Genomic DNA, 22,095 nt, shown 5'->3' with positions numbered 1-22,095 from the left:
TATTTTTTACGTCCGGAGACGCTGATATCAATCCTGCGAGTGCCCACACAGATTGTCTGATAAATTGTTAAAGAGCAGTGCGAACAGCGGGTTAACCGTCTGTCGCGAGGTGGCGTATATTACGCTTTCCTCCTTCAGAGTCAACCTCTTTTTCAGAAGTTTTTCTCCGGCGGAAACTCCTGGGAGCCTCCTGCTGAACACCGCGTTACGTAAGCCGTTGTGCCGTGTCAGTGGAGGCGCATTATAGGGAGTTCTTTCTGAGTGACAAGCATTAATTATAAAAAAATGTCTGAGCGGTTTATTTTTAAACGAACGAGGTAAAAAGCACCACTTCCTGCCTAAACAACGCACGGAAATCACCACGTAGTCTTTGAAAGAGGCGTATTGTGCATTTCTGCCAATGCTATTCTTCTTCATTATCTTTGCTGAAAACATTACGAAGGACGCTCAATGATTAAATCCGCGCGCAGTATGGCCGGTCTGCCATGGATTGCCGCTATGGCATTCTTTATGCAGTCACTGGATGCCACGATATTGAACACAGCCCTGCCCGCGATCGCCACCAGTCTTGACCGTTCCCCGCTTGCCATGCAGTCCGCCGTCATCAGCTACACCTTAACCGTTGCCATGCTTATCCCCGTCAGCGGCTGGCTTGCAGATCGTTACGGCACACGCAAAATCTTCATGATTGCCGTTTCGCTCTTTACCCTTGGCTCGTTAGCCTGCGCCTTGTCGCCTTCTTTATCTGTTCTGGTTACCTCCCGTGTCATTCAGGGCGTTGGTGGTGCCATGATGATGCCGGTAGCGCGCCTGGCACTCTTGCGCGCCTATCCGCGCAGTGAACTCTTACCCATCCTTAACTTTGTGACGATGCCGGGGTTAGTGGGGCCGATCCTGGGGCCGCTGTTGGGCGGTGTAATGGTGACGTATGCCACCTGGCACTGGATATTCCTGATTAACATCCCTATTGGCATACTGGGCATATTCTATGCGCGTAAATATATGCCTGACTTTACTACGCCTAAACGCCGCTTCGACTTTCTGGGCTTTTTACTCTTCGGCATCGGGTTGGTGATGATCTCCACCGGGATAGAGCTGTTTGGTGAGCGTATCGTCTCGCCCTGGATTGCGGCCGGGGTATTGTGTGGCGGTGTTGTGTTATTGCTTCTTTATATTGCGCACGCCCGACGTCACCCCTCTCCCCTTATTAATCTGCCGATGTTTAAGACCCGCACCTTCTCGGTAGGTATCATTGGCAACATCGCCTCGCGGCTTGGTACAGGCTGTGTGCCGTTTTTGATGCCGCTGATGCTTCAGGTGGGTTTCGGTTACTCGGCTATTCTGGCGGGATGCATGATGGCGCCCACGGCCGTAGGATCTATTCTGGCAAAACAAAGCGTGACGCAGCTGCTGCGCTGGTTTGGTTATCGCCGCTTGCTGGTCAGCATTACGGTGATTATCGGGTTCATGATTGCCAGCTTTTCACTGCAGTCACCTTCTGAAAGCATCGCATTATTATTGATACCGCTCTTTCTGCTGGGTATGGCGATGTCCACCCAGTTTACGGCGATGAATACCATTACGTTGGCTGATTTAGATGACGACAACGCCAGTGGCGGCAATAGCGTGCTAGCCGTGACACAACAACTGGCGATCAGTTTCGGTGTAGCGGTCAGCGCTGCTGTACTGCGTTTTTATCAGGAGTTTGATAGCACGACGGTAGAACAGTTCCATTCCACCTTCCTGACGATGGGCATCGTAACCGTGCTGTCGGCGCTAACATTTATGATGTTGCGCAATGGTGATGGACGTAACCTGATCAGCAATCGCGATAAAAAGAAAAAGGCTTAAACCGAGCCTCGCGGCACCAGCTCCGGCGTCAGTACCAGCGTTTGCTGGCTGACGTCGGGATTGCTCAGGCGGTGAATCAGCGTATCTATCGCCAGTTCGCCCAGTTCATCTTTAGGTTGATGAATAGTACTCAGCGGCGGTGACATATAGCGAGCCAGTTCAATATCGTCATATCCCATCACCGCCATATCCTGTGGAATCTGCAGTCCGGCCTGATGCAATGCGTGATAAACGCCAACCGCCATCGCGTCGTTGCTGGTAAAAACAGCATGCGGCGGCGTTTCCAGCGCCAGCAATTCAAACATTGCGTTGTAGCCGCCTGAAAACTCAAAGTCGCCACTGACAACATATTCTGGCGGAACATGCAGACCGCTTTTCTGCATCGCCTGGTAATAACCTTCCAGTCGCATGCGTGCAGGTGTTTTATCAAGCGGCCCAGAAATACAGGCAATACGCGAGTAGCCACTGTCAATTAGGTGCTGCGTGGCCAGCTCTCCCCCTAACAACGCGTTATCCTGAATAATATCGCCATGGCCTTCAAAAGGTGCCCAGTCCATCATCACCGTTGGGATAGAAGGATAACGATTAAGGATTTCGGCCGAAGGCAGATGACTCTCGGTACACATGATAAGCAAGCCATCAACGCGCTTTTGCAGCAGCGTTTCCAGGCTACGATTCATGCGCGCTTCGTCGCCAGCGGTATTACAAAGAATCAGACTGTATCCCCGCTCATAGCAACTGTCTTCCACCCCACGCACGACTTCTGCATAAAAAGGGTTGCTACTGGCAGTCAGCAGCATGCCGATGGTATTGGTTTGGTTAAGCTTGAGGCTACGCGCTAATGCCGACGGCGCGTAGTTGAGTTCGCGGATCGCCTGTTCAATTTTTTCACGCACGCCGTCACTGACAAAACGGTTCTTGTTGATGACGTGTGAAACCGTTGAAGTTGAGACACCCGCCAGTCGGGCGACATCTTTCATCGTAGCCAAGCGCTTAACCCTGCTGCTGTAAAAAGTCGTCGATTTCCGCACGCCACGGTACAGAAGGCTGCGCACCTGAACGGGTTACCGCAATTGCCGCGGCGGCATGGGCAAAACGAACGGCATCATGCATGGCCTTACCTTCAAGGCGCGCAGTGATAAACGCACCGTTAAAGGTATCGCCAGCAGCAATGGTGTCGACCGCGTTGACCTCAAAGCCGGCAATACGTTGTCCCTTCCCATTTTCACTGAGCCAGACGCCACGGCGTCCCAGGGTGATCAAAACGGTAGCAATACCTTTTTCATGCAATGCGGCGGCGGCACGTGCTGCATCATCATCATTATTTACCGCAATACCGGTCAGAATTTCAGCTTCAGTTTCATTCGGCGTAATGATGTCGATAAGCGCTAACAAATCATCAGACAGTTTCGTTGCCGGAGCAGGATTTAAAATCACGCGGGTCTGATGCTGTCTGGCCAACGTCGCCGCAGCCAAAACGCTGTCCAGGGGCGATTCCAATTGCATCAGTAAGGCATCCGCCTGGGCAATGACCTGCTGGTGACGTTCAACATACTGCGGCGTCAATGCCGCGTTGGCGCCGGAATAGATGCCAATGTTATTTTCGCCTTCGCCATTCACGAAAATCATCGCCACACCCGTAGATTCACCCTCGACGGCTTCTACTGGATGCGTATCAATATTGTCCTGCGCGAGCTGCTGGCAAATACGTTCGCCAATGTCATCAGCGCCAACACAGGCTATAAAAGCGATATTCGCACCCGCACGACCCGCGGCAACCGCCTGATTCGCGCCTTTACCGCCAAACGCAATCTGGTATTTCTGCCCGATCACCGTTTCTCCAGGGCGGGGAAAATGAGCCAGATTAAGAATGTGGTCAGCATTAATGCTACCAAGAACGGCCAGTTTTGCGTTTTTGCTCATTGGAGGAGTCCAAAATAAGTGCGCCACCGACGGGTGGCGCAATGCCCTGCTTTTCTTTGATTTATTTGGTAACCAGTTTCAGATCGACCGGATTGACCGCCTGCACTTTTTCACCTTTCAGCACTTTATCAGCAGTCTGAACGCCGATCATGCCAATTTTCTCTGGCATCTGAGCCACGGTTGCGGCCAGCTTGCCACCTTCAACGGCTTTCACGCCATCAGGTGTGCCATCGAAACCGACGACCATCACATCGGTTTTACCTGCAGTTTGCAGTGCACGCAGCGCGCCCAGTGCCATTTCGTCATTCTGTGCAAACACCGCCTGAACATCCGGGTGCGCCTGCAGCAGGTTCTGCATAACGTTCAAACCCTTGGTACGATCAAAGTCTGCCGGCTGGCTGGCCAGGATCTGGAATTTATGTGCGTCAGCAGCCTGTTTAAAACCTTCGCCACGTTCACGCGCAGCAGAGGTCCCTGCGATGCCTTCTAACTCGATCACTTTCGCGTTATCACCCAGTTTACGTGCGATGTAGTCACCCGCCATCTTGCCGCCAAAGCGGTTATCAGATGCAACGTGACTGACTACCGTACCCTGTGCAGCTACGCGGTCCAGGGTGATCACCGGGATCTTCGCCTGGTTAGCCATTTTGATGGCGTTGCCGACAGCGTCAGAATCGGTCGGGTTAATCAACAGCACTTTCGTCCCGCGCACGGTTAAGTCCTGAACGTTAGCCAGTTCTTTTGCCGGGTTGTTCTGTGAATCCAGCACGACCAGGTTGTAGCCCAGTTTATCGGCTTCTTTCTGTGCGCCGTCTTTCAGTGAAACGAAGAACGGGTTGTTCAGCGTAGAGATAACTAAGGCAATGGTATCTTTAGCCATTGCGCTGGCGCTGAGCGTTGCACCAAGGATCACAGCTAATGCAGTTAACTTTTTCATCATTTTATCCTGTATTAAGGTCTGAGTTATTTGCTGCTTTTATTGTCCACCAGCACCGCCAGCAGAATGACTACCGCTTTTACGATCATCTGGTAATACGACGATACACCCATCAGATTTAAACCATTGTTCAAAAAGCCAAGGATTAATGCGCCAATTAAGGTGCCAACAATCCGGCCCTTACCTCCGGCCAGGCTGGTACCGCCTAATACAACGGCGGCAATCGCATCCAGTTCATAGCCTGTTCCGGCTGTCGGCTGCGCGGACGAAAGACGGGCGACTTCGATAGAACCCGCCAGCGCCGCCAGCATGCCAGACAGCGAATAAACAATGACTTTGACCCGATTGACGTTGATACCGGAGAGACGTGTTGCGGCTTCATTCCCCCCCAGTGCATAGATGTAGCGGCCCAACCGCGTGTGGTGCAGCATGTACCAGGCCGCCACGAACACCAGCACCATCAGCCATACGGGTGTAGGAATCCCCAACGGACGACCAATACCAAACCAGCCGAACAGATCGGCATTGTCATTAAAGCCGGTATTCACAGGGCTGCCGTTGGTATAAACCATGGTGACACCGCGCAGTAACAGCATCATCACCAGCGTGGCGATAAAAGCCTGCACCTTACCGCGCGCGACAATGGTACCGGTCACCGCGCCAATGGCTGCGCCCAGCGCCAGCGAGGCCGCAACCGCAACAAAGGCATTCACCTCCATTCCCACCAGCGATGCCGCCACCGCACCTGTGAGCGCCAGTAGCGATCCCACAGAGAGATCGATACCTGACGTCAGAATAACCAGCGTCATGCCCACCGCCATAATGGCGTTGACCGATGTCTGCTGCAAAATGTTGAACAGGTTTGCCACGGTAAAGAAATTAGGGCTCTGGCTGGCGACCACGGCAATCAACACAATCAGCGCAATCAGCGACTTTTGCTCAAGCAGCCAGGCTTTGCTGAACCAGCGACGGTTAGACGGAACGGTTTGGGTGGTCATACAACTAAATCCTCACTGTGTTGCTTACCAACGGCTGCGGCCATCAGGCTTTCCTGGGTAGCGTCTTCACGGGTAAATTCGCCGCTTAAACGGCCTTCATGCATCACGACAATACGGTCACTCATGCCCAGAACTTCTGGCATTTCCGACGACACCAAAATAATGCTCAGCCCTTCTGCCTTAAACTGGTTAATGAGCTGATAGATCTCTTTTTTTGCCCCTACGTCAACACCGCGCGTCGGTTCATCGAGAATCAACACGTTGGGGCGCGTCATTAATCCGCGGGCAATCGCGACTTTCTGTTGATTACCGCCGGATAGCAGGCCAATCGGCTGCTCCATTGACGGGGTTTTAACGTTAAACAGACGGATAAAATCGCTGACGGCGAGCTGCTCTTCAGCGTGCCTGAGCCTGCCGCCCAGGTGACTGAAGTAGCGCAGTGCGGTCAAAGACATGTTCTCTTTGACTGACATGCCCAGCACCAGGCCATCGCGCTTACGGTCCTCCGATATATACACGATGCCATTGGCAAGGCCATCCTGCGGTGAGCGGGTCACCACTTCACGTCCACTCAGCCAGATCTGCCCGGCGCTGCGGGGCGCAGCACCGTAGAGGATTTTCATCAGTTCTGTGCGCCCAGCGCCCATCAGGCCAGACACGCCAAGAATTTCACCTTTGCGCAGGGTAAACGAGACGTTATCGACGCCAGGCCCGCTGAGGTTTTCGACTTTAAGGCGCACGTCGCCGGGCGCCTCGTCCAGATGGGGATATTGATCTTCCAGCTTACGGCCCACCATCATCTCAATGAGGCTTTCTTCGCTCAGATCGCTGACGGCACGCTCAGCAATAAACTGACCATCACGGAACACCGTGACATCATCGCAAATCTCAAAAATCTCTTTCATGCGATGGGAGATATAGACGATGCCGCATCCCTGTGCTTTGAGCTCGTTGATAACGCGGAATAACGACAGGGTTTCGGTATCGGTCAGCGCGTCGGTCGGCTCATCCATAATGATGACTTTCGACTCAAAGCTCAGCACTTTAGCGATCTCGACCATTTGCTGATCGCCGATGGATAAATCGCCCACCAGTTTGTGGCTGTTAAAACGTAAATTCAGGCGCTTTAGCAGCGCGTCAGCTTCGGCATACATCCGTTTCCAGTTGATGCAGCCCAGGCCATTAACGAATTCGCGGCCAAGAAAAATGTTTTCCGCGACGGTTAACTGGGGGATCAGGTTAAGTTCCTGATGGATAATACCAATGCCCGCTTCCTGAGAAGCCTTGGGTCCGCTGAACGTCGTTTCTTCACCCAGCCACAACAGTGAACCGGCATCACGACTGTAAATGCCGGTAAGCACTTTCATCATGGTCGATTTGCCCGCGCCGTTTTCCCCCACCAGCGCCATGACGCGTCCCGGCCAGACTGACAACGATGCGCCATTCAGTGCTTTGACGCCCGGAAATGATTTTTCGATGCCTTTAAGCTGCAGTAACGGTTGCATAATGGCCTCAGAAGGTCACACCTGCGCTCAGGATGACATTCGCAAACGGAGAACACTCTCCGCTGCGAATGACCGCCTGACTACGCTGTGTTTGTTGTTTGAACTGTTCGTGACTGATGTAGTGGATACTAATGGTATTTCCCTGGTGCTGTTGCAATGCGTCGAGCACGGCGATCAGTTCGCTGTGGAGCTGCGGATTATGCTGCTTAATTTCTTCCGCGATAAAGGCGCTTTCCACCTGCATCTCATGCGTTACCGCTTCAACCACCTGCATAAATCCTGGCGTACCCGGTATCAGTGCCAGATCGATACGCTGCGTTTCTGCCGGAATCGGCAACCCCGCATCGGCGATCGTCAATGTATCCGTATGGCCCAGGCGGGCGATGACGTAAGAGAGTTCAGCGTTTAACAGGCGACCTTTTTTCATTTTTCCACTCCAGAGCGAAACGTTTCGCTTTCAGGAGTGTATTAAATGAAGGTTACAATTCAACCACTGAATAAGAAATTTGTGATCGCTATCGAAACGTTTCGCTGTTGCAGACCAGAATTTGAGTTAGGGGGCAATCAGAAGGTAAAAATGGACCGTCTGAGCGGTCCATTGGGGCAGAATCAGGGCAACTTTTTGACCTGTTTGACGTCCAGCTCGATGCTGTTGAAATCTTTATCCAGTTCCCCGGTCAGTTCAACATGGTCTTTGGGTGAAACGGTCAGCCCATTCCAGCGCTTATGATCGATTTCTACTTTCATCGTGCCGGTCTGATCACGGAACACGTAGTCTTCGTCACCAATCTGCTTTTCAAGCTGGCCACGAACGGTAATCCAGCTGTCATCTTTCATCTCTTCAGCCTGTTTCACCGTTACAACACTGCTTTGATCGGTTTTGAAACCGCCCTGCTGCTGATGTGCGGCCGGCGCTGGCGCATTTGGATCAACAAATCCGCCTTGTTGTGCAGCAAAGACCGGCGCGGAAGCCAGCATGGTTACGGCTAATAGTGCAGCATACTTTTTCATTTTGTCACCTCTTGTCCATGAAGCAGTTAGGGTAGTGACTGTAGTAAAACATAGAGTTCTTAACAGGATCTTAAGGCAAAAATAAACGCAGTTTTTAGCCAAACTCACTGTACAACCCCCATTCGCCTTCGTATAAATCGCTTACTAAAAGGGAGAAGCGATGCGAATTTTACTGATTGAAGACGACCGCCTGATTGGAGACGGCATTAAAGCGGGACTCAGTAAGCTGGGATTCAGCGTTGACTGGTTTGTCTCTGGCGAGGCCGGTTTTCAGGCATTAACGGCGGCGCCGTGGGATGCGGTCGTACTCGATTTATCACTGCCTGAGCGTGACGGGCTGGACATATTGCGTCAATGGCGTCAGCAGGGGCACGATGTCCCGGTTCTTATCCTTACCGCCCGCGATGCGCTTGATCAACGCGTTGAAGGATTACAGATGGGGGCTGACGATTACCTGTGCAAACCCTTTGCCCTTACAGAAGTTGCCGCACGCTTACAGGCACTGATTCGCCGCCGCCACGGGCAACTCCAGCCCGAACTGCGTCATGGCGATGTAGTGTTGATTCCCGGTAATCTCTGCGTGGAAAGAAACGGCGAAAATATCGCGTTAAAAAGCCGTGAGCTGGCCCTGCTTGAGCTGTTTATGCGAAATCCGGATCGGGTACTGACGCGAAGCCAGCTTGAAGAAAAGCTCTATACCTGGGATACCGAAGTGTCGAGCAATGCGGTAGAAGTGCATATCCATCATCTGCGTAAAAAACTCGGTAACCGCTTTATCCGCACCATCCACGGCGTGGGCTATACGCTGGGGGAAAGCGAATGCGATCGATGAGTTTGTTTTTACGCCTTGGCATTGGCCTGGTGCTGATACTGGGCATTTGTTGGGGAGCGGCCACGCTCAGCGCCTGGTATAAAACACGTGACACCGTTAACGAGCTGTTTGATACGCAACAGATGCTGCTTGCTAAGCGCCTGCTGACCCTGGACTTCACGACGCTGAACGGCACGTCGCTGCCAAAAACGAAAAAGTTGCTGGATCACAATCGTGGCAAACAGGACGATGACGCGCTGGCTTTCGCGGTATTTGACCGGGAGGGAAAACAGGTTCTCAACGACGGTGATAATGGCAAAGATCTGCCCTTTAATGCGGAGCATCAAGGTTTCCAGGATGGCCAGCTTAACGGGGATGACGATCTCTGGCGTTTTGTCTGGCTGACTACGCCCGATCAACGTTACCGCGTCGTGGTGGGTCAGGAATGGGAATACCGTGACGATATGGCAAAAGATCTGGTCGATGCCAGCATGTTGCCCTGGCTGATCTCATTACCTTTTATGCTGCTGATGTTAACGGGCCTGGTGTGGTATGAACTTCGTCCGCTGAAGAAACTCAGCCACCAGCTTGCCGGGCGGGCACCTGACGATGATGCGCCCTTGCAGGCCGATCGCGTTCCCAAAGAGGTACGACCGTTAATTGACGCCCTGAACGGCCTGTTCAGCCGTATTCATACCATGATGCAGCGGGAACGCCGTTTTACGTCGGATGCCGCACACGAATTACGCAGCCCGCTCGCCGCACTGCGGGTGCAAAGCGAGGTCATTCAACTGGCCGCCGATGACGAGGCGATGCGCACTCACGCGCTGCAACAGCTGGATGCGGGTATTACCCGCGCCACTCGTCTGGTTGATCAGCTGCTTACCCTTTCCCGCATTGAAGCCGAGGATGTTCGCAATACGTTCCAGCCCGTCATGTTAAAAAAGGTGGCACAGGACACGCTGGCTTCACAGCTGCCACTGGCAGATAAGGCTGACATTACGTTGCGCCTTAACGCTGAAGCCGATCCGGTTATTTCGGGACACGCGTTGCTGCTGTCGCTGCTGATCAGAAACCTGTTGGATAACGCTATCCGCTATACACCGCCGGGCAGCCGCGTTGACATCGTGCTCAGCCCGAATACGTTGCGGGTGGAGGATAACGGAAACAGTCTATCGGCAGCCGAGTTGCAGCGTTTAGGCGAACGTTTCTGGCGTCCGCCGGGGCAGGAGAAAAGCGGCAGTGGGCTGGGTTTATCGATCGTACGCAATATTGCCCAGTTGCACGGTATGTCGCTGCACTTCAGTCAACATCCCGGCGGCGGATTGTGCGTCACGCTGCACTGGTGAAACGCTGTGCCTGACAGGCAGGCACAGCCGTTTAAATCTCGACCTGCGTTCCCAGCTCGATAACCCGATTCGGCGGGATCTCAAACTGATCGGGCGCACGCAGCGCATTGCGTTGTAACGTCATAAACAGCTTGCCGCGCAGACGCAAATACCAGGGGCGTTTTCCAATGATCAGCGACTCATGGGACATAAAGAAAGAGGTCTCCATCATGCGGCAGTTAAGTCCTTCCAGGCCACAGCGGTGGAAAATCTCTTCAACGTTCGGCGTTTCACGCCAGCCGTAACTGGCTACCACGCGCCAGAAGGTGGGCGACAACTGCTCAATGGTGACGCGCCTGACGTTGTGTACGTATGGCGCATCTTCGGTACGCAGCGTTAACAGCACGACGCGCTCATGCAGCACCTTGTTGTGCTTAAGGTTATGCAACATGGCAAAAGGAATCACGTTCAGCGCGCGAGACATGTAAACCGCAGTGCCGGGTACGCGAACAGGCGGTGACTTTTCCAGAGAAGCAATCATTGCTTCCAGGGAATTGCCGTGCTCATGCATGCGGCGCAGCAACCGAAAGCGTTCACTCTTCCAGGTTGTCATCACAATAAACATCATCAGCGCCAGCGTCAGGGGCAGCCAGCCGCCGGAGAAAATTTTAATCAGGTTGGCCGAGAACAGCGACACATCAATGCACAGCATCGCCACTAAAATCAGCCCCACCAGATAACGATTCCAGTGCCAGTTCAGTATCGCCACGGTCGCGCACAGAATGGATGTCAGCACCATGGTGCCCGTGACCGCAATCCCGTAAGCCGCAGCCAGGTTACTCGAATGCTCAAAGCCGATGATGACAATCACGACAGAGAAATAAAGCAGCCAGTTAATCACGGGGATGTAGATCTGCCCCGACTCTTTTTCCGATGTATGGACGATGCGCATTGGCGGCAAATAACCCAGACGTACCGCCTGTCGGGTTAATGAGAAGACCCCGGAAATCACCGCCTGTGAAGCAATAACGGTGGCTAAGGTCGCCAGAATCAGCATGGGGATCAGCGCCCAGTCAGGGGCCAACAGGAAGAACGGGTTTTTAATCGCTTCCGGCTGCTTCAGTAACAGCGCGCCCTGACCAAAGTAGTTGAGCACCAGCGAAGGCAGCACCACCACAAACCATGCCAGCCGGATAGGGAATTTACCAAAGTGCCCCATGTCCGCATACAGCGCTTCGACGCCTGTAATTGCGAGCACCACCGCGCCGAGCGCAAAAAAAGAAACAGACTTGTATTCGACAAAAAAGTGCAGCGCCCAGTAAGGATTCAGCGCCTGCAATACTTCAGGATTATTGAGAATGCTGCGCGCACCCAACACGGCCAGGACAATAAACCACAACAGCATGACGGGCGCGAAGAGTTTACCCACGATGCCGGTCCCGTGTTTTTGAATGACAAACAACAGTGTCAGGACGGCGATGGCCATGGGCACGATGTAGCTATCGAGACTTGGCGCCGCAATTTCCAGACCTTCAATCGCCGACAGGACAGAAACCGCCGGGGTGATCACCACCTCGCCGTAGAAAAAACTGCCGCCAATCAGCCCCATAATTACCAGAATTGCGGTGGCTCGCCCGCCCGTATGTCGCCCCGCCAGGGACATCAGCGTTAAGATGCCGCCTTCTCCGGCATTGTCTGCGCGCATGACGTAGCTGATATATTTCAGCGATACCACCAGCACCAGCAGCCAGAAAATCAGCGAAAGAAAGCCAAAGACCGCATCCCGCTCCACGCCAAAGCCAAACTGCCCCGAAAGACATTCGCGTAAGGTATAAAGCGGGCTGGTGCCGATATCCCCGTAGACGACACCAATGGCAGCCAGCGTTAATCCGCCTAGTGAGTGCTTATTATCCGAGCTCATAAAATTATCTTTTGTTGGAGTCTGAGAGGCGCACAAGCCATCAAAAAGCGCACAGTATGCACGTATTCACAAAAATTCCTACACCGCCGTCCGGGTAACCGATGGTCATTCACTGTTTTTTGGTGCTGCATTAACATTTAAAGTCGCGCTGTCGAACCTTCTGAAACAAAAAAGCTGACATCGATTAACGCTTTCGCGCATCATACCCTATAGAGTATTGCGTTCGCTAAAACGCGGCGGCTCGACGATCGTAAGGACATTGATGTGATTATGGCTCAACCCCATCTTTTGGCAGAAAGAATTTCTCGTCTCAGCAATGCGTTAGAAAAAGGTTTGTATGAGCGACATCATGCCATTCGCCTTTGCCTGCTCGCCGCACTCAGCGGCGAAAGCGTATTTTTGCTGGGTCCGCCAGGCATAGCAAAAAGCCTGATTGCCCGTCGCCTGAAATGCGCCTTCCAGCATGCCCGCGCTTTCGAATATCTGATGACCCGCTTTTCTACCCCGGAAGAAGTCTTTGGTCCGCTGTCTATCCAGGCTTTAAAAGATGAAGGACGCTATCAGCGGCTGACCAAAGGCTATCTCCCCGATGCCGAAATCGTTTTTCTGGATGAGATCTGGAAAGCCGGCCCGGCAATCCTTAACACGCTGCTTACCGCCATCAACGAACGCCGTTTCCGTAATGGCGATAGCGAAGAAAAAATTCCGATGCGCCTGCTGGTCACGGCCTCCAATGAGTTGCCGGAAGCCGATAGCGGGCTCGAAGCCCTGTATGACCGCATGTTAATTCGCCTGTGGCTGGATAACGTGCATGAAAAGCAGAACTTCCGCAGCATGCTGACCCATCATCAGGATGAAAATGACAACCCGGTCGCCGAATCGCTGCGCATCAGCGACGAAGAGTATGTGCGATGGCAGCAAGGCATCAGCCAGGTCACCCTGCCCGATAACGTGTTTGAACTGATCTATCAGTTACGCCAGCAGCTGGAAAAGCTACCCGAGGCGCCTTACATCTCCGATCGCCGCTGGAAAAAAGCCATACATCTGTTGCAGGCCAGCGCCTTTTACAGTGGGCGAAACACCATTGCGCCACTGGATCTGATCTTATTAAAAGACTGTTTGTGGCATGACGTTGCATCCATGCAGCTTCTGGATCGTGAAATCGATCAGCTCATGACTCAACATGCCTGGCAACAGCAGGCGATGTTGCTCAGGTTGCAGCAACTGAAAGCCCGACGTCTGGCCCTGCAACAGCAGCAAAGCGTGGCTGCCGCCATTACGCTTGAGAAGCACAGCGGCATGTTCAGTCGTAAACCGCATTACGACATGCCCGAAAGCCTTACCGACGCGCAGTTAACGCTGATGCTGCAAAAGCCGCTCACGCTGCATGATATGCAGGTCACGCATCTGGTTATTGAGCGTGAAGCACTGAACCACTGGTTACAGAAAGGCGGCGATATTCGCGGCAAATTAAACGGTATTGGATTTGCTCAAACGGTGGATATGCTGGTGGATGCGCAGCATTGCCTGGCGGTTCGCGATGTCAGCTTACAAACGGCAAGACTGACACTGCCCGGCAGCAGCAGCAGTGAGGCGTTGCCGGAAGAAATCAGTGAAGCGCTGGATGAACTCGACAACCAGCTGCGTCAACAACGCCACCTGTTCAGTCAGCAACAGCGTTGCCTGTTTATCAGTGATGACTGGCTGGCTCGCGTCGAAACCAGCCTGCAGGACGTTGCGGAACAACTTAAACAGGCGCGTAAATGATCTCACTGGAGACGCTGAGTACCCTGCTGTCAATCGGCGAGACCGAGCTGATTGAAGAGTTAATTCTGGCACTCCTCGCGTCTCCACAACTGGCCCTGTTCTTTGAAAAATTTCCCGGCATGAAAAAGGCGCTGTTACGGGATGTTCCTCGCTGGAAGGCAGAAATTGATGCCGAACTCAAAGCCACGCCGGTCCCGGAAGCACTGGCGGAAGAGTTTCAGTTATTCCAGCGTATTCAGTTACTCAGCGATCGTGAATTCAGCCAGCAGCTTGATGAAACCCTTTCTCACCTTGAACGCCTGACATCCCCCTTCCAGGAAGAAGCAAAACGACTGCTTCTTCATAACGATCCCGGCCATCTCAGCACTGCCCAGCATACGCTGTTCCTGCAACGCTGGCGGCTCAGCCTTACGCTGCAAACGTTAACGCTTAATGAGCAACTTCTTGAGCAGCAGCGCGAACGTCTGATGGCGGAGTTACAGCAACGTATGGCCCTGAGTGGGCAACTGGCACCTGTGCTGGCAGACGATGACGAAGCGGCAGCCGGACGGTTATGGGATATGGGCAAAGCGCCGCTTCAGCATGGCGATTACCAGTTGATGCTGCAATACGGCGAGTTCCTTGCACAGCAGCCCGAATTAATGAAGCTGGCCCAGCAACTGGGGCGGAGTCGTGAGGCAAAATCGGTTCCCTCCCAGGATACGCCGATGGAAGCCTTTCATCATCTGGTGCGCGAACCGGATGCCGTACCGGAAGAAGTCAGCGGTATTCATCAAAGTGATGACGTATTACGCTTGCTGCCACCTGAACTGGCAGCATTGAGCGTCAGCGAGCTTGAACTTGAGTTTTACCGCAGGCTGGTAGAGAAGCGACTGCTTACTTACAAACTTCAGGGCGATGCCTGGCATGAAAAAATCACTCAACGTCCCGTCAGCCACCAGCAGCATGAAGAACAGCCTCGTGGCCCGTTTATCGTTTGTGTCGATACCTCAGGGTCAATGGGAGGGTTCAATGAACGTTGTGCAAAAGCCTTTTGTCTGGCCCTTCTCAAAGTGGCACTGGCCGATCGCCGTCGCTGTTACATCATGTTATTCGCTCATGACGTAATTGGTTACGAATTAACGGGCGATGACGGGCTGGAGCAGGCCATCCGTTTTCTCAGCCAACGTTTTCGTGGCGGAACCGACCTCGCAGCCTGTCTTTCCGCGGTGGTCAAACGGATGGAAGGCCCGTTGTGGCAGGATGCCGATGCCGTCATCGTGTCAGACTTTATTGCGCAGCGCCTGCCGGAAGAGGTGGTACGCAGCGTTAAACATCGCCAGCAGCAACAGCAGCAGCGCTTCCACGCCGTCGCCATGTCCACGCACGGTAAACCCGGCATAATGCGCATCTTCGATCATATCTGGCGTTTCGATACCGGCTTAAAAAGCCGCATATTACGTCACTGGCGGCGCTAAGCGAGACAGCAGAAATTCCATTTTGCTTTATAGTAAATATCTGCAATTACTTATTCAGCAATCAGGAGTGTCCTGTGAACACCGTTCAACCCCATCGCGATTTACCTGCGCCAACCCGGACGCTGATGCTCTCTGGCCAAAATGTCGAACAAAAACGTGCCGAGCTGCTGGCTTACTTTAGTCAGACATGGGCGCTGTACGAAGATCTCTTTACCTGCCTCAACGATCAGCGCGCATGGTTTACGAAAGCGATTCCCCTGCGCCATCCGCTGATCTTTTACTTTGGCCACACCGCCACGTTCTACATTAACAAGTTAATGGCTGGACGTTACATCGATGACCGCATTGACGATCGCATCGAAGCCATGCTGGCTATTGGCGTGGACGAAATGAGCTGGGATGATCTCAACGACAACCACTACGACTGGCCTTCTGTAGAAGCCGTTCGCGACTATCGCGGTAGCGTAAAAGCCTTAGTGACACAATTTATTCAGGAGATGCCGCTTGAACTGCCCATCACATGGGACAGCCCGGCCTGGGTGATCCTGATGGGGATTGAGCATGAGCGAATTCACCTGGAAACCTCCAGCGTGCTGATCCGTCAGCTGCCGGTCGAATGGGTGAAACCTCAACCGCAGTGGCCAGCCTGCGCGGAAGCGCGCCGCGATCGTCAGTTGGTGCCCACCAACGCACTGGTCTCCCTGCCCGGTGGCCACATCACGCTTGGTAAAACCGATGATACCTATGGCTGGGACAACGAGTACGGTACTCAGCAGGTTGAGCTAAAGCCTTTCAAGGCCAGCAAAATGCTGGTCAGTAACGCAGAGTTTTATGAATTTGTGCAGGCTGGTGGCTATCAGGAATCCCGCTGGTGGGATGAAGAAGGCCTGGGCTGGCGCCAGTTTGCACAGGCAGAAATGCCCACCTTCTGGGTGGGTAACGCTGCGATGCCCGATCAGCTGAAACTCCGACTGATGTGTGAAGAGGTACCCATGCCGTGGGACTGGCCAGCTGAGGTCAATCAGTTGGAGGCCGCGGCCTTCTGTCGCTGGAAAGCGGAAGAAACCGGTAAGTCAGTCCAGCTACCCTGTGAGGCGGAATGGTATCAACTGCGCGAACAGGTCGAAGGCGATCAGCCAGACTGGCAGCAGGCGCCAGGCAATATTAATCTGGCTTACTGGGCCTCTTCCTGCCCGGTCGATCGGTTCCCGCAGGGCGAGTTCTACGACATCGTGGGTAACGTCTGGCAATGGACAACCACCCCAACCAATGGCTTTGAAGGCTTTAAAGTCCATCCGCTCTATGACGATTTCTCAACGCCCACCTTTGACGGTAAGCACTCACTTATAAAAGGTGGAAGCTGGATTTCCACCGGCAATGAGGCGATCAAATCATCGCGTTATGCCTTCCGCCGTCACTTTTTCCAGCATGCGGGTTTTCGCTATGTGATTTCTTCCCACCAGGAAACCATGGCCTTAAACCCCTATGAAACCGACAGCATGGTTTCTCAGTACCTCGATTTCCAGTATGGGCCTCGCTATTTCGGCGTCGATAACTATGCAGAAGCCTTGGTCAAACTGGCACTGTCGCACAGCCAGAATCGGGGAGAGGCGCTGGATATTGGCTGCGCCACGGGCCGGGCAAGCTTCGAACTGGCCCGCCACTTTGAGCATGTCACCGGCATGGATTATTCGGCCCGCTTTATTGATGTGGCGCTCCAGCTCACCACCGGCGAAGATTTCCGCTACGTGGTACCTGAAGAAGGCGATCTGGTGGAATACCGTCAGGTACGACTTAAGGACTTTGCTATCACCAGTGAGCAGGCGAAGCGCATTCAGTTTGTTCAGGGCGATGCCTGTAACATGAAACCTCAGCCAGCACGTTACGATCTGGTCCTGGCCTCGAACCTGATCGATCGCCTGCGTCAGCCGGCACGTTTTCTTCAGGACGTCACGCCCATGTTGCGTTCTGGTGGGATCTTAGTGCTGTCGTCACCTTACACGTGGCTTGAAGCCTTTACCCCGAAGGAAAACTGGCTGGGCGGCGTACGTGAAAATGGAGAAGCCCTGACCACCCTGCAGGCACTGCAACGGTTGCTGGCCGCCGACTTTGAGCAAATAGGTTCACCACAGGATATGCCATTCGTCATCCGTGAAACGGCGCGTAAATTCCAGCATACGCTCGCGCAGGTCACTCTGTGGCGTAAACGTTAAGGCAACCGGCAGCGGCTTATGCCGCTGCCGGTGTGTTGCCAGTTACGTTATTTTGCTGCACATTCTCCTCAGTTCATTGAAGAAAAACGATAACGAGGACGATCATGCCCGAACATCTGCAACTGGATAACCTTGACCGGGGGATCCTGAATGCACTACTGGAAAATGCACGCACCGCGTATGCCGAACTGGCAAAACAGTTCAACGTCAGCCCGGGAACCATTCATGTCCGTGTCGAAAAAATGAAGCAGGCAGGCATTATTCTGGGAACGCGGGTTGAGATCGATCCCCGCCAGTTGGGCTTTGATGTCTGTTGTTTTATCGGCATTATTCTCAAAAGCGCCCGTGATTACCCGGCGGCGCTGAGTAAACTGGACGCGCTGGATGAAGTCGTTGAAGCCTGGTATACCACCGGGCATTACAGTATTTTTATTAAAGTCATGTGTCGATCTATCGATGCTCTCCAGCAGGTATTAATTAACAAGATCCAGACAATTGATGAAATCCAGTCAACAGAAACCCTGATCTCCCTGCAGAACCCCATCATGCGAACCATCAAGCCCTGATCTTTCCACCCGCTTGTGCACAATTTTATCCTTTAACGATCGGCCGCCTGACAACGGCTGTATCGCCCTTGTCAAAACTAATAACCTTGTTTTCCACAGGTGGATCACCGCTTGATCACAGCGTACAATGCTCACCTTGATCTCAGGAGAGCACGATGGCCGACATTACGTTAATCAGTGGCAGCACCTTAGGCAGCGCCGAATATGTTGCTGAACATCTCGAAGAAAAACTGCAGGAAGCGGGCTTCTCAACGCAGATGCTACATGGTCCTGAGCTTCATGATGTGCCCCTGCAGGGGATCTGGCTGGTCGTGAGTTCTACCCACGGAGCCGGAGAGTTGCCTGATAATCTGCAACCTTTTTATGACGCCATTGATGAAAGCCGTCCCGATCTGTCATCCGTGCGTTTTGGCGCAGTCGGCATCGGCAACCATGAATACGATCTGTTTTGTGGTGCGATACGCAATCTTGACGCTCTGTTAATTACCTGTGGCGCACAGCGCATCGGCGAAAGGCTGGAAATTGATATTCTGCAACATGAGATCCCCGAAGATCCGGCTGAAGAGTGGGTGATGACCTGGAAAGACGCGATCTGAGCCGGTCAGGGATCGGGAAATCACGACGATCCCCAGCAGAAGATACTGTTTTTCCCCGGATCTGGTCTTTTATTTTGTGGATAACTACCCTGTTTAGTTGCGTATAACCGGTAGTTATCCAAAGAACAACTGGAGTTTACTTTATGAGCTGTGGATAAAGTCCTCTTTTGATCCCAGCTTATACGGATCAGGATCACCGATCATTAACAGGTAACGATCCTCTCTACTCACTTGTTTATCCTGTGCTTTTCGCAGATATCCACAAGAGATGGCGATCCTAATAAGAGATCTAACAGAAAGATCATATAAAGAATTAAGATCTTTTCTTTTAATACCTGTCGATCCCGCTGCTTTCACCTCAGCCATAATTTCAGTAGAATCCACGGCCCAGAGAGAACGCTCTCTGACTATTCATCAACGAGGTACCACTTCATGTTTTATCAAGATCCTTTTGACGTCATCGTTATTGGTGGTGGTCATGCGGGCACGGAAGCTGCCATGGCAGCAGCCCGAATGGGTCAGCAAACCCTGTTACTGACCCATAACATCGATACGCTGGGACAAATGTCCTGCAACCCGGCCATCGGTGGTATCGGTAAGGGACATTTGGTAAAGGAAGTGGATGCCTTAGGCGGTTTGATGGCCGGTGCAATCGATCGGGCGGGTATTCAGTTTAGGATACTAAACGCAAGTAAAGGTCCTGCCGTAAGGGCGACCCGTGCTCAGGCGGACCGCGTACTCTATCGCCAGGCGGTACGTACTGCGCTGGAGAACCAGCCAAACCTGATGATCTTCCAGCAGGCCGTTGACGATCTTATCGTCGAGAACGATCGCGTTGTCGGTGCGGTAACCCAAATGGGCCTGAAATTCCGTGCCAAAACGGTCGTGCTTACCGTGGGTACCTTCCTCGACGGAAAAATTCATATCGGGCTGGATAACTACAGCGGAGGTCGTGCAGGCGATCCGCCGTCGATCCCTCTGGCAAAACGCCTGCGTGCTTTGCCACTGCGCGTTGACCGCCTGAAAACCGGTACACCGCCACGCATTGATGCACGCAGCATCGATTTTAGCGTACTTGCCCCGCAGCATGGCGATAACCCGATGCCGGTGTTCTCTTTCATGGGCAATGCCGGACAGCACCCACAGCAGGTGCCGTGCTGGATGACCTATACCAATGAAAAAACACATGATGTGATCCGTAATAACCTCGATCGTAGCCCCATGTATGCGGGGATCATCGAAGGGATCGGGCCACGTTATTGTCCATCGATCGAAGACAAAGTCATGCGCTTCGCCGATCGCAACTCGCATCAGATCTTCCTTGAGCCTGAAGGACTGACCAGCAATGAGATCTACCCCAACGGTATCTCAACCAGCCTGCCATTCGACGTACAGATGCAGATCGTTCGTTCAATGCAGGGCATGGAAAATGCGAAGATCGTGCGCCCGGGTTATGCCATTGAGTATGACTTCTTTGATCCACGCGATTTAAAACTCACGCTGGAAAGCAAATTTATCGACGGCCTGTTTTTTGCCGGGCAGATTAACGGCACCACAGGCTACGAAGAAGCGGCAGCACAGGGATTGCTGGCGGGGCTTAACGCCGCGCGTCAGTCTGCTGACAAAGAGGGCTGGGCACCGCGTCGCGATCAGGCTTACCTCGGGGTACTGGTCGACGATCTTTGCACTCTCGGCACTAAAGAACCTTACCGCATGTTTACCTCACGTGCCGAATATCGCCTGATGCTGCGTGAAGACAATGCAGATTTACGTTTAACGGAAACCGGGCGTGAACTCGGCCTGGTGGATGATGCGCGCTGGGCGCGCTTCAACCAGAAGCTTGAAGCGATCGAGCAGGAACGCCAGCGACTGCGCGATATCTGGGTGCACCCTAAGTCCGAACATGTTGAGGCGGTGAATACCATCACCAGCTCTCCATTAACGAAGGAAGCCAGTGCTGAAGATCTGTTACGCCGCCCTGAAATGACCTATCTGAAGCTGATGGCACTTGATGCTTTTGGCCCGGCTTTGGCGGATGAACAGGCTGCTGAACAGGTTGAGATCCAGGTAAAATACGAAGGCTATATTGCGCGTCAGCAGGAAGAGATCGATCGTCAGTTGCGTAATGAGAATACGCTGCTGCCAGCCACGCTTGATTATCGTCAGGTCAGTGGCCTTTCTAATGAAGTTATCGCCAAGCTTAACGATCATAAACCGGTTTCAATCGGCCAGGCATCACGCATCTCAGGCGTCACGCCTGCGGCCATCTCAATTTTACTGATTTACCTGAAAAAACAAGGTCTGCTGCGCAAAAACGCCTGATCTGAACCGGGGCGGGATTTTCCGCCCCCGCTGACTGGACTGATGCTGTGATCAACAAACTCACTTCGCTGCTGCAAGCGGCCAAAATTTCCCTTTCCGATCAACAAAAACAGCAACTGGTGGCCTATGTAGGGCTACTGGATAAATGGAATAAAGCTTATAACCTGACTTCGGTGCGCGATCCTCAGCAGATGCTGGTTCGCCATATCCTCGACAGCATCGTGGTGGCGCCACATCTTCAGGGTTCACGTTTTATTGATGTCGGCACCGGGCCCGGTTTACCTGGCATTCCGCTGGCCATTGTGATGCCGGAGGCACATTTCACTTTGCTGGACAGCTTGGGTAAACGCGTACGTTTTTTACGGCAGGTGCAGCATGAACTGGGACTTACAAATATCGAGCCGGTCCAGAGCAGGGTCGAAGCCTTTCCTTCCGAACCGCCATTTGATGGGGTGATCAGCCGCGCCTTTGCGTCGCTGGAGGATATGGTGAGCTGGTGTCATCACTTACCCGCGGAAAATGGCCGTTTTTATGCGCTTAAAGGCGTGCGGCCGGATGAGGAAATCGCCAGCCTGCCTGCGGGCTATGCGCTGGACAAGGTGATTTCACTTCAGGTTCCCCAACTGGAAGGCGAACGTCATCTGGTTATCGTTGCCAGGAACAGTACGCCATAGCGCATTCAGGCACCGTAAAGCGTATCAACGCGCGGTGCCATGTAACCAAAGATGCGATGGTCTTTGGGTCATCTACTCTGCTTTTCCGGCTCACGTTGTTAAATCCTGACGCGGAAATTATCTGAAAAACTTTTTCACATTTAACTTTTATTTCACAAAGTTTTATCAAAATAATCACGAGTTTTTGGCGTTTTATCGGTGCGCACCGCGATTAA

At 52.9% G+C, this 22,095-nt stretch carries 18 protein-coding genes; 10 read left to right on the top strand and 8 right to left on the bottom strand.

Features of this window, described 5'->3' with window-relative positions; all coding sequences use genetic code 11:
- The first annotated feature begins 450 nt into the window (after positions 1–450).
- Positions 451–1,851, top strand: coding sequence for a multidrug transporter subunit MdtD (gene mdtD / locus P9J57_RS00440; protein WP_013023912.1), 1,401 nt, complete (start codon positions 451–453; stop codon positions 1,849–1,851).
- On the opposite strand, the gene rbsR is transcribed toward mdtD, so the two are convergent.
- The 7 genes from rbsR to P9J57_RS00405 form a co-directional block, all read right to left on the bottom strand.
- Positions 1,848–2,831 carry a ribose operon transcriptional repressor RbsR gene (gene rbsR / locus P9J57_RS00435; protein WP_014604728.1) on the bottom strand — a complete coding sequence of 328 codons (984 nt, stop codon included), beginning with the start codon at positions 2,829–2,831 and terminating at the stop codon, positions 1,848–1,850. The genes mdtD and rbsR overlap by 4 nt on opposite strands.
- A 13-nt stretch (positions 2,832–2,844) precedes the next feature.
- Positions 2,845–3,774, bottom strand: coding sequence for a ribokinase (rbsK, locus tag P9J57_RS00430; protein WP_014594922.1), 930 nt, complete (start codon positions 3,772–3,774; stop codon positions 2,845–2,847).
- 61 nt (positions 3,775–3,835) lie between these two features.
- Entirely contained in the window at positions 3,836–4,711 is an 876-nt protein-coding gene (gene rbsB, locus P9J57_RS00425; RefSeq protein WP_026020887.1) for a ribose ABC transporter substrate-binding protein RbsB, read from the bottom strand.
- Positions 4,712–4,737: 26 nt separating this feature from the next.
- Positions 4,738–5,709: a ribose ABC transporter permease gene (gene rbsC / locus P9J57_RS00420; protein ID WP_013023916.1), complete on the bottom strand. Its 972-nt coding sequence runs from the start codon at positions 5,707–5,709 to the stop codon at positions 4,738–4,740.
- Positions 5,706–7,214, bottom strand: coding sequence for a ribose ABC transporter ATP-binding protein RbsA (gene rbsA, locus P9J57_RS00415; RefSeq protein WP_013023917.1), 1,509 nt, complete (start codon positions 7,212–7,214; stop codon positions 5,706–5,708). Before rbsA ends, rbsC begins: the two co-directional genes overlap by 4 nt.
- Before the next feature lie 7 nt (positions 7,215–7,221).
- The gene (gene rbsD, locus P9J57_RS00410) at positions 7,222–7,641 is read right to left on the bottom strand and encodes a D-ribose pyranase (protein WP_014594925.1); all 420 of its coding nucleotides are present in this window, start codon (positions 7,639–7,641) and stop codon (positions 7,222–7,224) included.
- A gap of 182 nt (positions 7,642–7,823) precedes the next feature.
- Positions 7,824–8,225 (bottom strand): YgiW/YdeI family stress tolerance OB fold protein, encoded by a 402-nt coding sequence (locus P9J57_RS00405; RefSeq protein WP_022623729.1) that lies wholly within the window; start codon positions 8,223–8,225, stop codon positions 7,824–7,826.
- A gap of 160 nt (positions 8,226–8,385) precedes the next feature.
- On the opposite strand from P9J57_RS00405, the gene qseB reads away from it, so the two are divergent.
- Together qseB and qseC are read left to right on the top strand one after the other, a co-directional pair.
- Complete coding sequence (gene qseB / locus P9J57_RS00400) at positions 8,386–9,057, top strand: quorum sensing response regulator transcription factor QseB (RefSeq protein WP_013023921.1); 672 nt, start codon at positions 8,386–8,388, stop codon at positions 9,055–9,057.
- Positions 9,045–10,385: a quorum sensing histidine kinase QseC gene (qseC, locus tag P9J57_RS00395; RefSeq protein WP_014594927.1), complete on the top strand. Its 1,341-nt coding sequence runs from the start codon at positions 9,045–9,047 to the stop codon at positions 10,383–10,385. Before qseB ends, qseC begins: the two co-directional genes overlap by 13 nt.
- A 31-nt stretch (positions 10,386–10,416) precedes the next feature.
- Here the strand turns inward: qseC and kup are convergent, their stop codons facing one another.
- Entirely contained in the window at positions 10,417–12,285 is a 1,869-nt protein-coding gene (gene kup, locus P9J57_RS00390) for a low affinity potassium transporter Kup (RefSeq protein WP_014332974.1), read from the bottom strand.
- Positions 12,286–12,555: 270 nt separating this feature from the next.
- On the opposite strand from kup, the gene ravA reads away from it, so the two are divergent.
- The 7 genes from ravA to rsmG all read left to right on the top strand — a co-directional run bounded on the left by ravA (position 12,556) and on the right by rsmG (position 21,880).
- Positions 12,556–14,052, top strand: coding sequence for an ATPase RavA (gene ravA / locus P9J57_RS00385; RefSeq protein WP_014332973.1), 1,497 nt, complete (start codon positions 12,556–12,558; stop codon positions 14,050–14,052).
- Positions 14,049–15,509, top strand: a complete 1,461-nt coding sequence (gene viaA / locus P9J57_RS00380) for an ATPase RavA stimulator ViaA (protein WP_014332972.1) — start codon at positions 14,049–14,051, stop codon at positions 15,507–15,509. The genes ravA and viaA overlap by 4 nt, the downstream gene beginning before the upstream one ends.
- A gap of 74 nt (positions 15,510–15,583) precedes the next feature.
- Complete coding sequence (gene ovoA, locus P9J57_RS00375; protein ID WP_013023926.1) at positions 15,584–17,722, top strand: 5-histidylcysteine sulfoxide synthase; 2,139 nt, start codon at positions 15,584–15,586, stop codon at positions 17,720–17,722.
- A gap of 104 nt (positions 17,723–17,826) precedes the next feature.
- Positions 17,827–18,288, top strand: a complete 462-nt coding sequence (gene asnC, locus P9J57_RS00370; RefSeq protein WP_013023927.1) for a transcriptional regulator AsnC — start codon at positions 17,827–17,829, stop codon at positions 18,286–18,288.
- A gap of 155 nt (positions 18,289–18,443) precedes the next feature.
- Entirely contained in the window at positions 18,444–18,884 is a 441-nt protein-coding gene (mioC, locus tag P9J57_RS00365; protein WP_133345129.1) for an FMN-binding protein MioC, read from the top strand.
- 432 nt (positions 18,885–19,316) lie between these two features.
- Positions 19,317–21,206, top strand: coding sequence for a tRNA uridine-5-carboxymethylaminomethyl(34) synthesis enzyme MnmG (gene mnmG, locus P9J57_RS00360; RefSeq protein WP_483279363.1), 1,890 nt, complete (start codon positions 19,317–19,319; stop codon positions 21,204–21,206).
- Between the two features lie 47 nt (positions 21,207–21,253).
- The gene (gene rsmG / locus P9J57_RS00355) at positions 21,254–21,880 is read left to right on the top strand and encodes a 16S rRNA (guanine(527)-N(7))-methyltransferase RsmG (RefSeq protein WP_014332970.1); all 627 of its coding nucleotides are present in this window, start codon (positions 21,254–21,256) and stop codon (positions 21,878–21,880) included.
- Positions 21,881–22,095 lie beyond the last annotated feature (215 nt).

The sequence above is a fragment of the Pantoea sp. nfd-35 genome, assembly GCF_056892255.1.
This window is presented reverse-complemented; position numbering and strand designations above follow the sequence as displayed.